General features: G+C 64.8%; 18 protein-coding genes. 10 read left to right on the plus strand and 8 right to left on the minus strand.

Annotated features, from left to right (window positions below):
- Positions 1-22 precede the first annotated feature (22 nt).
- Both ASH04_RS14735 and ASH04_RS14740 read left to right on the plus strand, forming a co-directional pair.
- Positions 23-1,546, plus strand: coding sequence for an aldehyde dehydrogenase family protein (locus tag ASH04_RS14735; RefSeq protein WP_057473821.1), 1,524 nt, complete (start codon positions 23-25; stop codon positions 1,544-1,546).
- Positions 1,547-1,581: 35 nt separating this feature from the next.
- Positions 1,582-2,157: a TetR/AcrR family transcriptional regulator gene (locus tag ASH04_RS14740; protein WP_057473822.1), complete on the plus strand. Its 576-nt coding sequence runs from the start codon at positions 1,582-1,584 to the stop codon at positions 2,155-2,157.
- A 4-nt stretch (positions 2,158-2,161) separates the two neighbouring features.
- Here ASH04_RS14740 and ASH04_RS14745 read toward each other — a convergent pair whose 3' ends face one another.
- Positions 2,162-2,497 (minus strand): indolepyruvate ferredoxin oxidoreductase subunit alpha, encoded by a 336-nt coding sequence (locus ASH04_RS14745; RefSeq protein ID WP_032385615.1) that lies wholly within the window; start codon positions 2,495-2,497, stop codon positions 2,162-2,164.
- Between the two features lie 43 nt (positions 2,498-2,540).
- On the minus strand, positions 2,541-3,536 hold the full coding sequence (locus ASH04_RS14750) for an NAD(P)/FAD-dependent oxidoreductase (RefSeq protein WP_057473823.1): 996 nt from the start codon (positions 3,534-3,536) through the stop codon (positions 2,541-2,543).
- Between the two features lie 255 nt (positions 3,537-3,791).
- On the opposite strand from ASH04_RS14750, the gene ASH04_RS14755 reads away from it, so the two are divergent.
- From ASH04_RS14755 to ASH04_RS14785, 8 genes are read left to right on the plus strand one after another with little or no spacing between them, the layout of a single operon-like run.
- The gene (locus tag ASH04_RS14755) at positions 3,792-5,063 is read left to right on the plus strand and encodes an aromatic ring-hydroxylating oxygenase subunit alpha (RefSeq protein ID WP_082519260.1); all 1,272 of its coding nucleotides are present in this window, start codon (positions 3,792-3,794) and stop codon (positions 5,061-5,063) included.
- A gap of 39 nt (positions 5,064-5,102) precedes the next feature.
- Positions 5,103-6,056: a catechol 1,2-dioxygenase gene (locus tag ASH04_RS14760; RefSeq protein ID WP_057473824.1), complete on the plus strand. Its 954-nt coding sequence runs from the start codon at positions 5,103-5,105 to the stop codon at positions 6,054-6,056.
- A complete protein-coding gene (locus ASH04_RS14765; RefSeq protein ID WP_057473825.1) occupies positions 6,053-6,949 on the plus strand; it encodes an alpha/beta fold hydrolase in 897 nt (298 codons plus the stop codon). Before ASH04_RS14760 ends, ASH04_RS14765 begins: the two co-directional genes overlap by 4 nt.
- Before the next feature lie 22 nt (positions 6,950-6,971).
- On the plus strand, positions 6,972-7,115 hold the full coding sequence (locus ASH04_RS26565; protein WP_155288885.1) for a hypothetical protein: 144 nt from the start codon (positions 6,972-6,974) through the stop codon (positions 7,113-7,115).
- Between the two features lie 30 nt (positions 7,116-7,145).
- Entirely contained in the window at positions 7,146-8,021 is an 876-nt protein-coding gene (locus ASH04_RS14770; protein WP_032385612.1) for an alpha/beta fold hydrolase, read from the plus strand.
- Entirely contained in the window at positions 8,018-9,004 is a 987-nt protein-coding gene (locus ASH04_RS14775) for a quinone oxidoreductase family protein (RefSeq protein WP_235580012.1), read from the plus strand. Before ASH04_RS14770 ends, ASH04_RS14775 begins: the two co-directional genes overlap by 4 nt.
- A 5-nt stretch (positions 9,005-9,009) precedes the next feature.
- Complete coding sequence (locus tag ASH04_RS14780) at positions 9,010-10,329, plus strand: M20 family metallopeptidase (protein WP_235580013.1); 1,320 nt, start codon at positions 9,010-9,012, stop codon at positions 10,327-10,329.
- Positions 10,313-11,083 (plus strand): IclR family transcriptional regulator, encoded by a 771-nt coding sequence (locus ASH04_RS14785; protein ID WP_057473827.1) that lies wholly within the window; start codon positions 10,313-10,315, stop codon positions 11,081-11,083. The genes ASH04_RS14780 and ASH04_RS14785 overlap by 17 nt, the downstream gene beginning before the upstream one ends.
- A gap of 8 nt (positions 11,084-11,091) precedes the next feature.
- Here ASH04_RS14785 and ASH04_RS14790 read toward each other — a convergent pair whose 3' ends face one another.
- The 6 genes from ASH04_RS14790 to ASH04_RS14815 all read right to left on the minus strand — a co-directional run bounded on the left by ASH04_RS14790 (position 11,092) and on the right by ASH04_RS14815 (position 18,616).
- Positions 11,092-11,868 carry an enoyl-CoA hydratase/isomerase family protein gene (locus tag ASH04_RS14790; protein ID WP_057473828.1) on the minus strand — a complete coding sequence of 259 codons (777 nt, stop codon included), beginning with the start codon at positions 11,866-11,868 and terminating at the stop codon, positions 11,092-11,094.
- A complete protein-coding gene (locus ASH04_RS14795) occupies positions 11,865-14,147 on the minus strand; it encodes a CaiB/BaiF CoA-transferase family protein (RefSeq protein WP_057473829.1) in 2,283 nt (760 codons plus the stop codon). Before ASH04_RS14795 ends, ASH04_RS14790 begins: the two co-directional genes overlap by 4 nt.
- Before the next feature lie 10 nt (positions 14,148-14,157).
- Complete coding sequence (locus ASH04_RS14800) at positions 14,158-15,699, minus strand: AMP-binding protein (protein ID WP_057473830.1); 1,542 nt, start codon at positions 15,697-15,699, stop codon at positions 14,158-14,160.
- Positions 15,696-16,721 (minus strand): 4-hydroxy-2-oxovalerate aldolase, encoded by a 1,026-nt coding sequence (gene dmpG / locus ASH04_RS14805; RefSeq protein ID WP_057473831.1) that lies wholly within the window; start codon positions 16,719-16,721, stop codon positions 15,696-15,698. The genes ASH04_RS14800 and dmpG overlap by 4 nt, the downstream gene beginning before the upstream one ends.
- A complete protein-coding gene (locus ASH04_RS14810) occupies positions 16,718-17,671 on the minus strand; it encodes an acetaldehyde dehydrogenase (acetylating) (RefSeq protein WP_057473832.1) in 954 nt (317 codons plus the stop codon). The genes dmpG and ASH04_RS14810 overlap by 4 nt, the downstream gene beginning before the upstream one ends.
- A 111-nt stretch (positions 17,672-17,782) precedes the next feature.
- A complete protein-coding gene (locus ASH04_RS14815; RefSeq protein WP_048319529.1) occupies positions 17,783-18,616 on the minus strand; it encodes an IclR family transcriptional regulator in 834 nt (277 codons plus the stop codon).
- Between the last annotated feature and the right edge of the window lie 25 nt (positions 18,617-18,641).

An 18,641-nucleotide genomic window follows, 5' to 3' on the forward strand; every position in this document is an offset into this window, starting at 1 on the left:
GTGTCACGTCAGAAGGAGAACAATGTCGTCCATTCTCTCGTCGGAAACAGCCCGCGCGGCTTTCGTCCCCAACGGGGATTATCAGCAGTTCATCGGTGGCGACTGGGTGAGCGCCCGTAGCACCTTCGAAGCGGTCGACCCCAGCGTCGGAAGCCCGTGGGCGGTCCTGCCGCAGGGCACGGCCGAGGACGCGGAGTCCGCCGTGGCGGCGGCCGTCCGCGCCTTCGGGCAGTGGCGCAGGACGACGCAGGATCAGCGACAAGCAATCCTGCTGTCGATCGCGGATCGCTTCGAGGCCGACGGCGAACGTTTCGGTGCCTTGTTGGCGACCGAGAACGGCCGACCGGTGCGCGAAGCAGGAATTGCCGACATCCCTACGGTGGTGGCAATTTTCAGGTTCTACGCCGGCGTCATTCGCGCATTCAACGGCGAGCAGATTCCGCTGTCGAACCCCGACACCCTGCTCTACACCAAGCGCGAACCTCTCGGGGTGGTCGCGGCGATCATCTCGTGGAATTCGCCGTTGATCACCTTCGCCAACAAGGTGGCACCCGCGCTGGCCGCCGGGAACACGGTCGTCGTCAAGCCCTCGGAGTACGCGTCTGCGAGCATTCTCGAGTTCACCCGGTTGATCGGTGACCTCCTGCCGGCCGGTGTGCTGAACATCGTCACCGGTCTCGGCCCCGAGACGGGAGCGGCTCTGGTCTCGCACCCCGACGTCGCCAAGATAACGTTCACCGGTGGTCCGGACACCGCACGGGCAATTCTCGGTTCCGCAGCGCGCACACTGCGGCCGAGTTTGATGGAGCTCGGCGGCAAGGGACCGATGATCGTCGCTGCCGACGCGGACCTCGAACTCGCGGTTCAGGACGCGCTGATGGGGATCTATCTGGCCAACGGTCAGGCGTGCATCGCAGCCTCCCGTCTACTGCTGCACGACGACATCCACGACGAATTCGTCGAGCGGTTCGCGGCGGTGGCCCGAAAGATCAAGGTGGGCGACGCGACGGATCCGAGCAGCGAGATGGGACCGCTGGTGTCGGGTCGTCAACTCGAACTGGTCAGCGCACACGTCGAGCGGGCGCGCGCGGAGGGTGTCTCGGTGGTCGTCGGAGACGAGCCACTCGACCTGGACGACTCTTTGCACGGTGGGTTCTATCGTCGTCCGGTACTGCTGGCCGATCCGAAGGGCCAGGCCACGATCGTGCGGACCGAAGTCTTCGGTCCGGTGACCGTCGCGGAACGCTACCGAACCGACGAAGAAGCGATCACTCGCGCGAACGCATCGCCGTACGGCTTGGCGGCCGGAGTCTGGACACAGAACCTGCGCCGCGCGCATCAGTTCGCAGATCGCCTGGACGCGGGAATCGTGTGGGTGAACCGATGGTTCGATCTGCCGCCCGGGATGCCGATGGGCGGCCGAGGTGACAGCGGGTTCGGACGTGAGTTGTCGTTCGAGACGCTCCGTGAGTACTCCGCAGTCAAGTCGGTCAACATCGATCTCGGAGGCGACCGACCACCACTGTGGGGATTGGCCGGGCAGTAGCGACGCGGTCGTCGGTAGCGTGGTTTGCTGTGAGGATGAACGCTGCCGACGACTCGACGGAACATGAATCCGATCAGTCCACCAGGGATCGACTGCTGGATGCGGCCATCGATATCGCCGGTGAGACCGGTGTACAGGCCGTCACCTACCGGGCCGTGGCTGCCCGTGTGGGGATGGCGCACGGCTTGGTCCGGCACCATTTCGGCACCCGGGAGCAGTTGCTGATCGAAGCGTTTCGCCGAGCGGCGGAACAGGATTCGGACGACGTCGGGCTGGAGGCGAACTCGATCGACGAGTTTGCCTCCAATCTCGTTCCAACACTGAATATTTCGCGTAAGCGCCAGTTGCTTCAATACGACGAGACCACTCAGGCGGTCCGCGGTAATCTACCGATCGAAAACGTGCGTGGACTGTACCGGCGGTATGCGGCTCAGGTCCGACACACGCTCGACAATGCCGGCGTGCCCGACCCCGACGGCAGCATCTCGGAGCTGGTGTTCTCGGCACTGGACGGACTCGTGATGCAGCACATGGTCTTCTCCGACGACGACAGGACCTCGCAGCTGCTGGAGCAGCTGCGAGAAGTCCTCCGGCGTCTGGTCGCGAGCTGATCGCTCAGTGATTCGCCGTGAATTCGGTGTCGACGCCCAACGGTCCCAATTTCTGAGACCCGCCCGGATCACCGATCGGCTCGCTTCTTCCCGGCAACGGCTCGTTGAAGAAGGCGATGGAATCTGCGACGAATTCTGCGAGCTCGGGATCCTTGCGCGCTTTTCGGTCGACGAAGACGGCGTCCACCGGGCACTCCACTTCGCATGCCCCGCAGTCGATGCACTCGTTGGGGTTGATGTAGCTGCGGCGGTCGCCGATGTAGATGCAGTCGACGGGGCACACTTCGATGCACGACCGATCGAGCTGATCGATGCAGTTGATTCCGATGACGTAGGACATGCTTGTTCCTCCTGGTGTGGTGAGGTCTGGTGTGGTGAGGCGCTCAGGCGCCGTCGGTCGAATGTCCGGGGAAGAGCACCAGGTCGGGATCGAGGTCGACCGCAACGTGATTCATCGCGGTCGCGACTTCACCGAATCCGACCGACATGAGCTTGACCTTTCCGTCGTAGTCGGTCACGTCACCGGCGGCGTAGACGCGGGGCAGGTTGGTTCGACCCGAACGGTCGACGGTGATGGAACGGCCTCGCAGTTCGAGGTTCCAGTCGCGGATTGGGCCCAGATTGCTGATGAAGCCGAGAGCGGCGATCACATGATCGGCCGCGACGACGGTTTCCTCGCCGTTCTTCGCCCGAAGCGCCACCTTCGACAATGACCCGGTTTCCAGATCGCCCACCAGGGCAAGGACTTCGGTGTCCGTGTGGATGGCGACCTTGCCCGAACGCACGCGTTCGAGAGTCGCGGCGTGACCTCGGAACGTGGCTCGGCGGTGGACCAATGTGACCGATCGGGCGATCGAGGCCAGTGCATCTGCCCAGTCGAGCGCGGAGTCACCGCCACCGACGACGACGACATCCTGGTCGGCATGGACCGTGGGATCGGTGACGAAGTAGGAGAGCGCGGATCCGAGCCATTCGGTACCGGTCTCCATCGCCCGCGGCGTCGGGGTACCGATACCGGCGGTCAGCACGACGGCACCGGCACGAACGATCGTGCCGTCGTCGAGGGTCAGGACCGGCAGGCCGTCCTCGTGGGTCAGCTCGATGGCCTGACGGCCGAGTAGATAAGTCGGTGAGAAGGCACCGGCCTGCTCCACGAGATTGGCGACGAAGTCACGACCCCGTATCGACGGCAGCGCGGCCACGTCGCGAATCTGCTTCTCCGGGTACAGGGCCATCACCTGCCCTCCTGCCTGGGGGAGAGCGTCGATGACTACGGTCTCCAGCCCGCGAAAGCCGGCGTAGTACGCGCCGTAGAGTCCGGTCGGGCCAGCACCGACGATGGCGACGTCGGTCGTGACGACCGAGGGCTGAATGGTCATCGGGTCTCCTTCGAGTTCGTTGGGTCCTAGGGACAGTAGGCGCCGCCGTCGGATACATCACGTGGATTGGACCGCTGAGCGGAACCGGGCGGGGTTCTCGGTCCGAGAAGGCCGGGCGCGTGGACAAATTCCGGTAGGCGGACCGCTTCGATTGTGGTGTCCGCAACGCAGTGATGTGCTGTGCCGACTCGGAGCGATCGGTCGAGAAGTCGATCGCTTCCCACGACACGAGTGAACTGCACCTGGAGAGCACATATGAGCGAGACGCTGGAACCCCGCGCGGCGTCGACGGTATCGCGCCCTACCGTCGCGACACCGCCGAAAGAAGCGGACCGAGTGAAGACGCCGGCCCAGAAGAAGAAGGACGGCAACCTGCCCGGTAGGCAGGACTGGTCGAGTTGGCCCCTGTATCAGGCAGCCGGAGCAGGCTTTCGCGGCTACTGGTACCCGGTGGTGTTCTCGTCCAAGGTCGGCGAGCGTCCCGTACGGGTCAAGCTGCTCGGCGAGGACATCTTCGTCATCCGCGACCGCGGTGTCGTCCGAGGCATGGCCAATCGGTGCCCCCACCGCGGAGTGCCGCTGAGCTACGGCAACAAGCAGTTTCCCGGCACGATCTCGTGCGTGTACCACGGCTGGACTTTCGATCTCGAGACCGGCGACCTTAAGGCCGCCATCACCGACGGTCCCAAGTCGCCGATCTGCGGCAAGGTCACCCAACCGACCTACCACGTCGAGGAACGACTGGGAATGGTGTGGATTTTCGTCGGCGACGGTGAAGAGCCACACCCCATCGACGAGCAGCTGCCCGAGGAACTCGTCAGCAACGCTGCCGTCATCGGATCGCGAATCATGCCGCGAGAAGGCAACTGGCGCTTCGCCTGCGAGAACGGGTACGACGAGGGACACGCGAAGTACCTGCACCGAACGGCGCTGTGGCGGCTGTTCAAGGCGATGCCGGTGTGGAACACCACCAAGATCGTCAAGCGCGGTCGCTGGATCTACCGAGTTCAGCTGGAACAGTTCTGGGATGCGGACTTCCCCGGCCTCGGCAAGTGGACCGGGAAGGCGTGGTTCAAGAGCAACCCGCCGAAGACCACCACGAACATCGGCAACACCGGTTCACACCGTGAGGTGAACCCGGTGATTGCGGCACAGGAGTTCCCGGGTTTCGCGTCGGTGAGTATGCCGGGTGTTCTGCGTATCGCCTACCCCACCTTCATTCACTACGAGTTCTACGTACCGGTGGACGAGGACAACCACCTCTACGTGGGAGTGATGGCGGATTTCCAGAAGGGGCTCAAGACCATTCCCTTCTACTTCAAGTACCTCGGAGCGGTCCGTTGGCTGTTCCACGGTCAGTTCTCCAGCCAGGACAAGTGGATGGTCGAGGTGACCGATGCACCGCCGGAGAAGCTGTACCGGCCCGACGACTCGCTTCTGCAGTGGCGCAAGCTCGCCGAGGACACGACAGAGGATCGGATCGACGCGTTGGCCGAACAGGGCATCGACGTACCGACCCCGAACTGATCTCACCCTCTGATTCGAGCTCGACCGAAGGAGCAAAACATGTCAATCGTGCTGGGAATCGGGGCATCTCACTCCACGTTGATGAACACCCACTGGGACAAGGTCGTTCACACCGAGCGTGCCGAGGCGTTTCGAGACGGACTCGCGACGGCCCGCGACCGCATCGTCGAAGCACGTCCGGATGTCGTGGTTCTGGTGGGATCCAATCACTTCCGGGGGTTCTGGCTGGACATGATCCCGTCCTTCACCATGGGCGTCGGCGAGGTCGTTGCCGCAGGTGACGGCGGAACACCGAAGGGCCCGCAGAAGACCGATCCCGAATTCGCTCGTGCGTTGGCTCAGTACCTCGTCGATGCCGGCACCGAAGTCGCCATTTCGGCACGCCTGCAGATCGACCACGGTCAGTCCCACGCAATTCAGTACCTGCTCGACGGGATCGACGTCCCGGTGGTGCCGTTGGTGGTCAACGTGTTCGCCGCGCCCCTGCCGACACTTCCTCGTGTCGCCGAGCTCGGTCGCAATATCGCCGCGGCAATCGAGAGCTTCGGTGACCGCCGCGTCGTGGTCGTCGCCTCGGGCGGACTGTCACACCAGTTGCCGTGGCCCAGTGACTGGACCGCTCCCGAGGGCGAGGACGAGGAGTTCCTGGTCGAAGCCTGGTTGAACGGGCGCGGCGAATGGGAACGCTACGACAAGCGGCGACGGGAAATCATCGTCGGAGCGAAGCCGACCATATTCCCGGAATTCGACGAACAGTTTCTGCGCGATCTCGAACACGGAGATCTGCAGAAATACACACAGTGGACGTCCGAGCAGATTGCCGAAAACGCAGGAAACGGTGGCCAGGAGCTACGAACGTGGCTGATGATGGCTGCTGCTCTCGGCTTCGCGCCGGGCAAGACCCTTGCGTATTCGCCGATGCCCGAATGGTTGACGGGAATGGGCGTGGCAGTGATCGAACCCCACACCTTGCCAGGAGAGAAGAACTCATGACTGTCGCATCACCGGTTGCGGTCGGGAAGTCGCCCGCCGCTTCGGCACCCCCGGAAAGCCGCTTCATCGAAGCGGACGGTGCCACCTACCACTACTATGACATCGGCACCGGGCAGGACACGATCTTCCTGCACGGCGGCGGCCCAGGATGCACCGCGTGGAGTGACTTCGGCCCCGTCGCACCGTATTTCGAGGAAGACCGACGTTGCGTGCTGGTGGATATCCTGCAGTACGGGCAGTCGGAGAAGTGCCTGATCGATGGCCCGATGTGGGACTTTCATGCGGCCAAGACGGTGGCGCTGATGGACGCACTCGGCATCGAGCAAGCCGACTTCGTCTGCAACTCGTGGGGTGGAACGATCGCCCTGAACTTCGCTGCCCTGCACCCCGAGCGTGTTCGCTCATTGGTGATCACCGGAAGTATGCCGGTGTTCTACGGTCCACTGGCACCACTTCCCGAGCGCGGTCATCGGGGACGGACCGCACGGGACGTCTACTACGGCGGCGAAGGACCCACCCGGGAAAAGATGCGGACGCTGATCACCCGCCTGGAATGGTGCGACCCCGATCGTCTCCCCGAGGAGACCCTGGACATGCGCTACCAGCAGAGCCTCGATCCCGAGGAAACGGCACTCGCTGCGATGTCGGACAGCCCACGCGGCGAATGGCAGGACCTGACACAGCAATTGGGCCTGATCGAGGCGCCCACCTTGTTCATCTGGGGCCGCGAGGATGCATTCCTCACGCCCGACTATCCAATGATGCTCGCGCGCATGATCAAACGCGGCAATCTGCATGTGATGGACAACGTCTCGCACCATCTGCAGGAAGAGCGGCCCGCTGCGTACCACGCGGTGGTGTCCGGATTCTTCACTGCCAGCCAACATCCCTGATCGAGCGAACGAGGACACCGTCGTGAAGATTCTGTACATCCCGCTGGCCATCGGTACCGGGATCGGCGCGCTGCGCTACTTCAGCGGGCGCCTGGCCACCCACCAGCGTCTGATCCCGAACCCGTTGGCACGCGTCAACACCCAAGTACATCGCATCAATCAATAGCACCGTATCGACTGAGTAGGAGCATCCAACGTGACGCAGGAACTCGCACGAACAATTTGGACGGAACTGGCGGGGCTCGACTTCAGTGTCAGCACCATCGACGCAGGTGGCATCCCCACCCGATCGCTTCGGGCAGGTAACGGTGCCGAGCACATCGTGTTCTTGCACGGCACCAGCGGGCACCTGGAAGCGTTCGTCCAGAACATCAAGCCGCACGCGGAGCGCTACACCGTTCACGCGATCGACATGCTCGGCCACGGGTACACCGGAAAGCCGGACTACCCGTACGAAATTCCGCGCTACCGGGATCACTTGCTCGCGTACTTCGATGCCGTCGGTATCGACAAGGCGCACATCGGCGGAGAGTCACTGGGCGGTTGGGTGGGCGGTCGGACCGCAATCGACAACCCCGATCGTGTCGCTTCGCTGCAGATGATCGCGGCCGGTGGAACAGTGGCCAATCCGGAGGTCATGGATCGCATTCGCACGAGTACGCGAAAGGCCGTCGAGACCGACGACGTGGAGCTGACGCGCCGTCGGATGCAGTTGCTGATGCACGATCCGGCCAACGCGAGCGAGGAATTGATCTCGGTTCGGCACACCATCTATCACCAGCCGGATTTCATCGCAGGTATCGACAATCTCCTGTCGCTGCAGAACATGGAGACTCGGCTGCGGAATATCCTCACACCCGAGGACCTCGCTCAGATCACCGTTCCCACCCTGGTCGTGTGGGGGCGCAACAACCCGTTCGGCGACATTCCGGAGGCACACGCGATGCACCAGAACATCGCCGGATCCGAGCTTCTGTTGTTCGAGAACTGCGGCCACTGGCCCCAGCGTGAGCACGCGGACGAGTACAACGCGGCCAGCCTCGCGTTCCTCGAGAAGCACCCGATCGCATGAGTGCGACGATGCGCGCAGCCCGGGTGCACGCGTGGGGCGAAGCGCCGGTCGTCGAAGACGTCGACGTGCCGGTGCCGGCAGCGGGCGAGGCACTCGTCCGCGTCGAGGCCGCATCGGTAGCGCACCTCGACGTGACCGTCGCCAGTGGTGAGTTCGGTATCAAGCCGACGTTGCCGTACACCGGAGGCGTGGAGGGCAGCGGCGTCGTCGTCGAGTCCGCCGTGTTCGAGCCCGGCACCAAGGTCGTTCTGCGCGGCGGTGGCCTCGGACTGTTCAAGAACGGAACGTGGGCCGAGTACGTCGTCGTCAAGGACAAGGCTTTGGTCGAAGTGCCCCACGGTCTTTCACCCGAGGTCGCAGCGACATTCTGGGTTCCGACGACGACCGCCCGCGCTGCACTGGTCGACGTCGGTCGACTCGGTTCGTGGTTGCCCGACGTCGGCAGTGCTGCCGAGGAACACGTCATCGTGGCCGGTGCCGCCGGTGCCGTCGGCTCGATGGTCACCCAGCTGGCCCTGCGGTACGGAGCCACGGTGACGGCCCTCGTAGCCGACCGCGAGCAGGCGTCGCGGGTCCCTGCCGGTGCCACCGCATTGGTCGCCGGTGACGACGAGCAGTTCGCCGTACTCGCCGAGCAGCGCGCGGCCACCCTGCTGGTGGACACACTGGGCGGGTCGAATCTCATCGTGAGATCCCGTTGGGTGCGCCCCGGCGGCCGCGCGGTATCGATCGGATACGTCACCGGCAACGACGTGTCGATCGGGCTGTCCAACTGGCTGCTCGACGACGTTGCACTGTTGCCGGTCAACATGATTCGGCGCGAGGAGTCTGCGCGTGCCACGGTTCCCGAACTCGCTGCACTGTTGGCTGCAGGAGATCTGACGCTCGACTACGAGAGTTTCTCGTTGGACGAGACCGGGATTGCGCTCGACAAGCTCGGCGCGGGAAAGGTCCGTGGACGAGCGGTGGTCATTCCCCAGTGACGACCGTGAGCAGAAGGGACTCCGCCGACGAGGCCATCGAGCGCGTTCTCGCACATCTCACGCGAGAACGACTGCTCGCTGCCGTTCGGGCAATGGTGGACATTCCCAGCCCCACCGGCGGGGAAGCACCGCTGGCCGAGTGGATCACGTCGGATCTGGCCTCGGCCGGGGTCGACGCCGAGGTCCAGCGCATCGACTCGAGCCAGGCGAATGCCGTCGCGACCATCCCCGGCGGCGACGGACCGTCCCTTCTGCTCTACGCCCCGATCGACACGTTCACCACCGGTGATCCCGCGCTGGACATCCCCGGCGCGGCCGTGTCGTGGCGGCCGGATCTCGCACCGCGGTCGGTGGTCTCGGGCGACATCGTCGAGGGACTCGGAGCCGGTAATCCCAAGGGCCACGGCGCAGTGGTGCTGGCTGCACTGCATGCGTTGCACGCGGCCGGCGTCACTCCGCCCGGAGACGTCGTGGGCGGCTTCGGAGCCGGCGGCATGCCGAGTTTCGCGGTGTCGGGAGTCGGTGCGCCGGACCGCACGAACACCGGTCACGGTGTCGGCGCGGGGTTCATGCTCGAACGTGGGTACACCACCGACTTCGCCGTCATAACCAAGCCCGGTTGGACGGTGCTGCACGAGGAGGTCGGGCTCGTGTGGATCGACGTGACCGTGCACGGTGGACACACTTACGTCGGCAGTCGCCACCGCATTCCGTACAGCAACGCAGTTGCGTCGGCCGGCCGCGTGGCCGTCGCCCTCGAAGACTGGCTCGAGGAATACGCACAGCGCCATCGATATTCGACGATGACGCCCCAGGGAATTGTCTCGTCGATCAGCGGCGGCCTTCGCCGGCTCGCGGCGTCGACCCCTGCGGCAGTGACGCTTCGGCTCGATCTGAGGCTGACGACCCGACAGACGCCGGCCACGGTGCTGCGCGAAGTTCGCGCCATGCTGGCCGGGGTGAGCGAGCAGCTCGGCGTGGAGGTGTCGGCACGAGCGGTGGCGGCCATTCCGGCGACCCACACGCCCCTCGACTCACCGGTGATTCTGGCGGCTGTCGATGCCTTCGAGACGGTCTCCGGTTCACCGCACCAGATCATCATGGACAACAGCGGTGCCACCGACGCGAACATTCTTCGCATGCGCGGTGTGCCCACGGCTCGGGTCGGAATGCCGAAAGTGGCTGCCGTTCCCGATGGTTCGAGCATCGACTTCACGCGTGGCATGAACCTGGTGGACGTCCGAGAGATGCAGCGGTTGGCAGAAATTCTGATCCGTACCGTGTTCCTCCTGCCCTCGAAAGACGACAGTGCCCGAGCAGGATGACTGCGCCACACCCAGCGTCGCGAACTCGGTGCTGGGCAAAACGCGGTTGATTCTCGAAGCGTTTCGACTCGACGACGACAGCCTCACGTTGACCGAATTGGCGCAGCGCACCCAGATATCGAAAGCATCGGTACACAGGCTCAGCCGGGAACTCCTCGAATGGGGAATGCTCGAGCGGTCCGGTCTCGAATATCGCCTCGGCATGCGGGCTTTCGAGTTGGGGAGCCGCGTCCCGAGATTACGTGTTCTGCGTGACGCCGTCCGGCCGTTCATGGAGACCCTGCATCATCGGACCCACGAGACAGTGCATTTGGCGGTGCTCGACGGCCACGAAGTTCTGTACCTCGAAAAGGTCGCCGGCGGCCCCGCTTCCGCCCGCCCGTCACGGATCGCGGGTCGGCTTCCGCTGCACTCGACGGCCACCGGGAAGGTGCTGCTCGCATTCGGGCAGCCGAAGCTGTTCAACGATCTGCTCGCCAGGGGCCCGCTGGAGCGGGTGACCCCGGCGACGATCGTGCTACCCGGCATGTTGGCCGAGCAACTTCGCCGAGCGAGGGCCGACGGGTACGCCTCCGAACGGGAAGAGATGACCGCAGGCTACTGCTCGGTCGCTGCGCCCATCTTCGGGCCCACCGGCCTGCTGTTGGCGGCGGTGTCGTTGACTGCGCCGGCCGCCCGATCGGACCTGCCGCAGTTGGCCACGCTGGTGAAGTCGCTGAGCGACAGCGTCTCTGCTACCGGCGTGGTCAACTGACCCCTAGCTCATCGACCCTCGAACTGCGCAGCACGCTTGTCGAGGAACGATCCGATGCCCTCGGCGGCGTCGCGTAGCTCGAGGTTGGCCATGACGTGTTGCTCCTCGACCGCCATGGCCTCGTCGATGGGCAGGTGCAGGCCGCGATCGATCACGGACTTCACCAAACCGATCGTGGCGGTGGGACGGTCGGCGAGTCGACGTGTTTCGCGAGCAACAACGTCCTCGAAATCGTCACCGGCGACCACGTCGACCAAGCCTTCTCGTAGAGCTTGCTCCGCCGTGAACTTGGTGGCGTCGATGATGAATCGTTTGGCCCGATGTGCGCCGACCAAACGGGGCAGCCGTTGCGATCCACCGGCACCGGGAAAGATCCCGAGATCTGTCTCCGGGAATCCGAACACGGCCTTCGCGTGCAGGATTCGCAGGTCGCAGGCCAGCGACAGTTCGGCACCTCCACCGAGTGCATGGCCGTTCAGCGCTGCGATCACCGGTTTGGGAGCCAGTTCGAGCAAGCGTTGCACCACCACCCATCGACGCATGTCCCGATAGGTATCGGGATCGAGTCGTTGCATGACCCGCAGATTCGCTCCACCGACGAAGATTCGGTCCTTGCCGCGAACCACCACACATCGCACCGTCGGGTCGTCCAGCACGGTGGGAAGATGGGTGATCATCGATTCGATCAGTTCCGGATCGACGATGTTGATCGGCCCGTGGTCGATCACCACGGTGACGATGTCGCCGTCGCGCTCGTAGCGGTGGCCGATCGGTTCGGTACTCATGAAAGAACTCCTTCGTTGTGCAGGTCGACCAGCTCGTCCGGAGTCAGACCCAGCTGTTCGACGAGGATGTCGTCGGTGTGTTGGCCCAGAAGTGGTGCTGCTGTGCGTAATCCGCCCGGGGTAGCGGACAGGTGCGCGACGAGACCCTCGTGCGCCACCGATCCCGCCAGTGGGTGTTCGAGGGTGGGGTAGAAATTGCGGGCGCGCAGCTGTGGGTCCGTGTCCACCAGGTCTCGTCCGTCGCGGACGGGATATGCGGCGATTCCCTGGCTCTGCAGGCGCTCCGCGAGCACGTCGGGGTCCGTCGTCGCTGCCGTCTGCGTGAGCGCTTCCCATGGATCGTGCTCGACGGCTGTCCCGATCGCAGTGAGCGCGTCGTTCAGCTCGTCGGGAGTGCAACTCCCGACCGCTATCCATCGATCGTCACCGAGACTCTTCAGGATTCGTGCCGAATCGGTCGGAACATCTCCTGCCACTTGACTTTCGAGAGCCGCGGTGCCCAAATTCGAGGCCATTGCTTCGAGCTGCGACAGGTCGACGTGGCCACCTTCACCGCGATAGAGCAGTTCGAGTGCGCCGATGACAGCCGAATTCGCAGCGACCATGTCGCCGAGTCCGAACGTCAGCCCCTGTGGATCGCGATCGGCCCGTGCTGTCTCCGCTGTCAGTCCGGACATGGCCGCGAGGGTGTCGGCGAAGGTCACGGCATCGCGCCACGGTCCCGTCTGGCCGGTCCCGGCCATGGACACCAACACGACGCCGGGGTTGATCTTGCGAAGTTGTTCGTAGTCGAGCCCCCATCGCGCCAGGACGCCCGGGCTGAAATTTTCCACGACGACGTCGACATCCGCGGCAAGGCGACGCAAGAGATCCTGGCCGGCTTCGGTTTTCAGATTCAACGCAACGCTTCTCTTGTTGCGGTTGAAGTTGAGGAAGTAGCCACCGTCGTCGAATCCGGCGTCGGGGCGCAGTCTCATCCCCGGCGAGAAGCGGGTGGGGTCCTTTCGGTGGTACGACTCCACCTTGAGAATGTCGGCACCGTGTTCGGCGAATGTCTTGGTGACGTACGGACCGGCCAGAACCCAGGTCAGATCGAGAACGCGGACTCCGTTCAGTGCGCCGGTCGTTCTCGCCCCGTCGGCCGGTGCGCGCTCGTCGCGACGTACCTCGGCCGCGTCGTCGCTCGGGTTCGGTCGCGGAACGGCCCAGGCCTCGGCTGCCGTGACATCGCGAGGCTCGGCGAGGCGGACGGGTCTCGGTAGCGCGGGTGACTCCCAGCCGAAGCCGACGTCCCGGTAGCTGCCCTTGCTTCCACTGTGTACGAAGAACTGTCGATCCAGCAGCTGCGGATTGTCCAGCAGCGCAGGCCCGTTCGCCACCTCGGCCCAGGGCAATGCTCGACGACGGGCCTCCTCGGCGAACGGTCCGGCCGAGCGTCGACCGGTGAAGCGGGAGACCACTGCATCCACGTGTGCTCGTTCGCGCCACCGAATCTCGTTGTCCTGCCAGCGGTCGTCCGCCAGATCCTCGGCCTCGCCCTCTTCGACCATCCAGGCCAGAAGGTCCGTCCACATGCGGGGGGATCCGGAATAACCGCCGGCGAGGAACCCGTCGGATGCCCGGAACACTCGGTGGGCGACGTGACCGTAGATGCCCGAGGTGCGCCCGGGAATCGTCCCGCCGTGGATCCACGAGATGGCACCGATCTCGAGGGTGGCCGCGACGGCCTCCTGCGCAGAGATCTCGACCAATTGTCCTGCGTTCGTTCGACGTCGTGCAATGAGGGCGAGCAATGCGCCGATGGCACCGTGGGTGCCGGCGAGTTGAGTTCCCTGCTCGCGTGGCGGTGGCTCGGGGGCCTGTCCGGCATCTCCGCAGAGCCACGCCATCCCGCCTGCTGCGGTGATCACGGTGTCGTCGCCGAGCCACTCTCGGCGTGGGCCCGAATTGCCGAACGGGGTGATCACCGTGTGCACGACCGCGTCCCACAGCGACGGCCTACTCTCGCGCAGAGCAAGGGTGCGAAGCCTGGGTGCGGGGCCGGACTCGAGCACCACGTCGGCCTGGGCGATCAGTTCGATCAACGTGGTGTCCGAGACGGTCCCCGAATGTCGAATGACCTTCTTCCCGGCGTGCCAGTGCAGTCGGTCTGCCGCCGAATCCGAACTATCGTGGAGGGCTACCCGTACCACGTCGGCACCGAGGCCGACGAACACACGCGCGGCCTGGTATCCGAGCCGGTCGGTGAGGTCCAGTACGCGAATCGCAGGAACGGACAAGTGAAAGCTCCTAATCTTGTTGGTGCGCTTCGGCATCGAACGCGGAGGTCGGAATACCGCGATCGCGCAGTGCGCGCCGGTTCAGTTTCTTACTGGCCGTGGTCGGCAAGGCCGTCTCCACGTTGACGTACCGGGGGACCGCATGGCGCGGTAATTCCTGCGCGCAGTATCGGAGAAGATCGCGCGGGCAGATGTGTCGTCCGTGACGGGGGACGACGGCGAGCAGAACCTCGTCCTCGGTCAGCTCGGACGGCACGCCGACCGCAGCAGCCTGGGCAACGTCCGGGTGGCCGGACGCCACCCACTCCACTCGTTCGGCATCGACAGTCAAACCCCGGCGTCGGATCGTGTCGGCGGTTCGCCCCTCGTAGTAGAGCCACCCGTCGACCAGACGCCCGCAGTCACCGGTGACGAACCAACCGTCACGCCAAGCTTTTCGGGTGATCTCGGGTTCTCCGACGTATTCGGTGAAGGTCAGGTTCTCGCCACACGGCCGTACCTCGAGCGAGCCGGGCGTTCCGTCGTCCACCGTACGTCCGTCGTCGTCCACCACGCGCACTCGATAATCGTCGACGACTCGACCGGCCGCGCCCGGGCGCGGCGCCACATCGGTCGTGGCCACGTCACCGAGCTCGGTCGATGCATACGCCTGCCGTAGCTCGACACCGAAGCGCTCCGCGACGCTGTGGAACATCCAGTCCGGTGCAGGCCCGCCGTAGGCGCGCGAAATGGTATGAGCGCGATCGTCTTCGGTGGCGGGGGAGCGAAGCAGTATCGCGCACACCGCACCCATGAAGTTGAAGGCGGTGATGTGCTCTTCCCTGGCGGTACGCCAGAACCGTCGTGCGGAGAAGTCGTCTACCACCAGGCGGGCCCCGGACATCACCGCGGGTAGGAACGCGGCATGACGGGCATTGACGTGTTGCCAGGGAAACACATTGAGCAGCACGTCGTCGGAGCCGTAGTGCATGGCGCGGCAGACACGTCGGGCCTGACCGAGCCCGACGCCATTGCCCAGAAGAGCGCCTTTCGGACGCCCTCCGGTACCCGACGTGACCATGATCGCGGCCGGGTCGCCCGGGGACGTCCGATGACGCGACGGTGTGGTCCCGGTTCCGTCCGTCACCGCAGCCAGGCCGTCGACGTGGCCGTCGACAGTCATCGTTGCGACACCGACGGATTCGCCGAGCCGAATCAGATGCGGCTCCATGGCCAGCCGCGCCGGAGACGCGACAACGAGCACAGCGGAGCCCGCAGTCATCAGCTGACGAGCGACATCGGGATCCAGTGCCGTCGGGATCGGCAGCTCGATCGCTCCGAGCCAGGAGATGGCCGTGGTGAGTGTCGCGGCCGCGGGTCCGGACGAACACGCGGTCGCGACAACGCTGCCGGCACCGACGACACCGGCCATCGAGCCGGCCATGGCCAGGGCGTCCTCGAGTAGCCGACCGGCGCTGATGCTCGGCCCGCCGACGCGACGGATCACTTCACCGTCGGCGTCGGCGTGGGCGCGGAGCTCGACTGCCTCGGCCCACGAGGTCGGGTCGATCACGCCGGGAGTGCTTCCCTTTCGGCCACGAGACCGAGAGCGATGTCGATGATCATGTCCTCCTGGCCACCGACCAGTCTGCGACGGCCACATTCCATCAGTAGGTCACGCACGTCGACTCCGTAGGCACTCGAGGCAGCCTCCGCATGCCGAAGGAAGCTCGAGTACACGCCTGCGTAGCCGAGCGTCAGCGTCTCGCGGTCGACGCGGACCGGTCGATCCTGAAGCGGACGAACGATGTCGTCGGCGGCGTCCTGCAGCGCGAACAGGTCGCTTCCGTGAGTCAGTCCGGTCAGATTCGCAGCAGCGATGAAGGCTTCGATGGGGCAATTTCCTGCCCCGGCACCGTGTCCGGCCAGCGACGCGTCCACTCGATACGCGCCGTTCTCGACCGCTACCAGCGAATTGGCAACGGACAGAGACAGATTCTCGTGGGCGTGGATGCCGATCTGGGTTTCCGGTTCGAGCACGTCGCGGTAGGCGCGAACTCGAGCCTGGACGTCGCCCATCGTCAGGCGACCACCCGAGTCGGTGACATATACGCAGTGGGCGCCGTACGACTCCATCAACTTGGCCTGCTGTGCCAGAGCCTCGGGTTCTGCCATGTGCGACAGCATCAGAAAGCCGGACACATCCATCCCGATCTCGCGGGCCGCCGCAATGTGCTGGGCGGAGATGTCTGCTTCCGTGCAGTGAGTGGCAACGCGTACCGACCGGACCCCGAGCTCGTATGCCCGTTTCAGATCGTGGATCGATCCCACACCGGGGAGCAGGAGAGAGGTGAGGGTGGCGCGCTGGATCACCGACGCGGCAGCCTCCAACCATGCCCAGTCGCTGTGCGATCCCGGCCCGTAGTTCAGCGACGAACCTGCCAACCCGTCGCCGTGCGCCACCTCGATCGCGTCGACGCCGGCAGCGTCGAGCGCGACGACGATGCGGGCAACGTCGGTGGGGGACATGCGGTGCCGAACGGCATGCATACCGTCCCGCAACGTGACGTCCTGGACGTAGATGGGGGTGCTCATCGGAGTGCCACCTTTCGGCTTGCGATGCGTTCGGCGACCTGGATGCCGGCGGAGGTCATGATGTCGAGATTGCCTGCGAAGGCGGGGAGATAGTCTGCAGCGCCTTCGACTTCGAGAAACACCGAGACCTGATGTGTGGGCCGCGGTGCGGACGGGTCGGCGAGCAACGTCTCGACGGGCTGATCGTCGGGGACCGCGACAACCTGGACCTCCTGCTTCAACCGATAACCGGGCACGTAGGCGGAGACATCGGCCACCATCGCGGACACGGATTCGCGGATACGTTCGGTGAGAGCACCACGACCGTCGTCGGTCACGAGGGCAAACACGGTGTCGCGCATGATCAATGGCGGCTCGGCCGGGTTGAGCACGATGATTGCCTTACCGCGTGCTGCGCCGCCGACGGTCACGATCGCCGCGGATGTGGTCTCGGTGAACTCGTCGATGTTCGCGCGGGTTCCCGGCCCCGCAGATCGGGATGCGATCGACGCCACGATTTCGGCGTAGGCGACGGGAACGACGCGGTTGACGGCCGCGACCACCGGAATGGTTGCCTGCCCACCGCAGGTGACCATGTTGACGTTGCGCGCGGCGATGTGGTTTTCGAGGTTGACGGCCGGGATGACGTACGGCCCGATCGCGGCCGGGGTCAGGTCGATCATCGTCTTTCCCAGTGGTTCGAGCCGAGCTGCATTGGCCTGGTGGGCTTTTGCCGACGTCGCGTCGAACACGATGTCGATCTCGTCGAACCCGTCGAGCTCGATCAATCCCTCGACTCCACGATGGGTGACGGGTACGCCGAGTGCTCGGGCACGCGCGAGGCCGTCGGAGTCGGGATCGATCCCGACCATGGCACCCATCTCGAGTACCTCGGAGCGGCCGATCTTCATCATCAGATCGGTCCCGATGTTCCCAGATCCGATGATGGCGACTCTGGTGGCGATTGGCATGGGCTTACCTCACTCACGGACTGCGGCGTCACTGCCGTTGTGGCAGAACTGCTCCAGCTTCACAGCTGAACGGCGATCGACGCACGAATCGGGTCCGTTGAGCGATACGGCCTATGCCAGACGTTGCGCAGGGAAGACGCTCGGCGTGCTCATGGCCGCGTGGGTGTGCTGCCGCGTGATGGCGTGCGAGGCGAGCCGCAGTGCGTTGATCAATGCGGCGTCACCGGTGTGGTCCACCGGCACGGTCAGGGACAGTGCCGCAATGGCGTTGTCGCCGGAATCGTAGATGGGCACGGCGAAACTCTTGTATCCGACCAGAGCCTCTTCGCGCTCCGTCGCCAGGCGCTGATTACGGATCGACACCATCTCGCGGCGGACGGCGTGCATGCTTCGCGCGCTCTGCGCGGTCAGCCGTGGAAAGTCGCTCTCCACCAATTGGTCGAGCAGCCGATTGGAGTCGGGAGCCATTGCCAGAAGCAGCTTTCCGGACGCTGTACACGTCAGTGGGAGACGGCCGCCGACACGGGAGAGCGAGTGCACGCTTCGCGTTCCTCCCAGCTTTTCCAAATAGCACGTGTGCGTGCCCTCGCGAACCGCCAGGTGTGCGGTTCCCCGCGTCGACGCGACGAGATCGACGAGGACCGGCCGGCCCACTCGGCGAAGCAGAGATGTGCTGCCTGCGCGCTGACTCAGGGCGAACACGCTGAACCCGATTCGGTACTCGTGACCGACCCGCTCGAGCAAGCCGAGTGCCACCAACTCCTGTGCCAACCGATATACCGACGGCTTGGGAACGCCACTGCGCTCACAGAGGTCGACCAGACGAAGCGAGTCGCTGTCACCGTCGAAGGCCGAGAGTATCGAGAAGGCCTTCCCGAGGACAGAGTTGGGCGGAGCCAGCGATGAGTCCTCATCCAGGTCGAACGGGTGTGCCAACACGGACATGGTTGCCTCCTGCGCTCACGGGTGA

The organism is Rhodococcus sp. Leaf233 (genome assembly GCF_001426165.1).
Taxonomy (GTDB): Bacteria; Actinomycetota; Actinomycetes; order Mycobacteriales; family Mycobacteriaceae; genus Rhodococcoides; species Rhodococcoides fascians.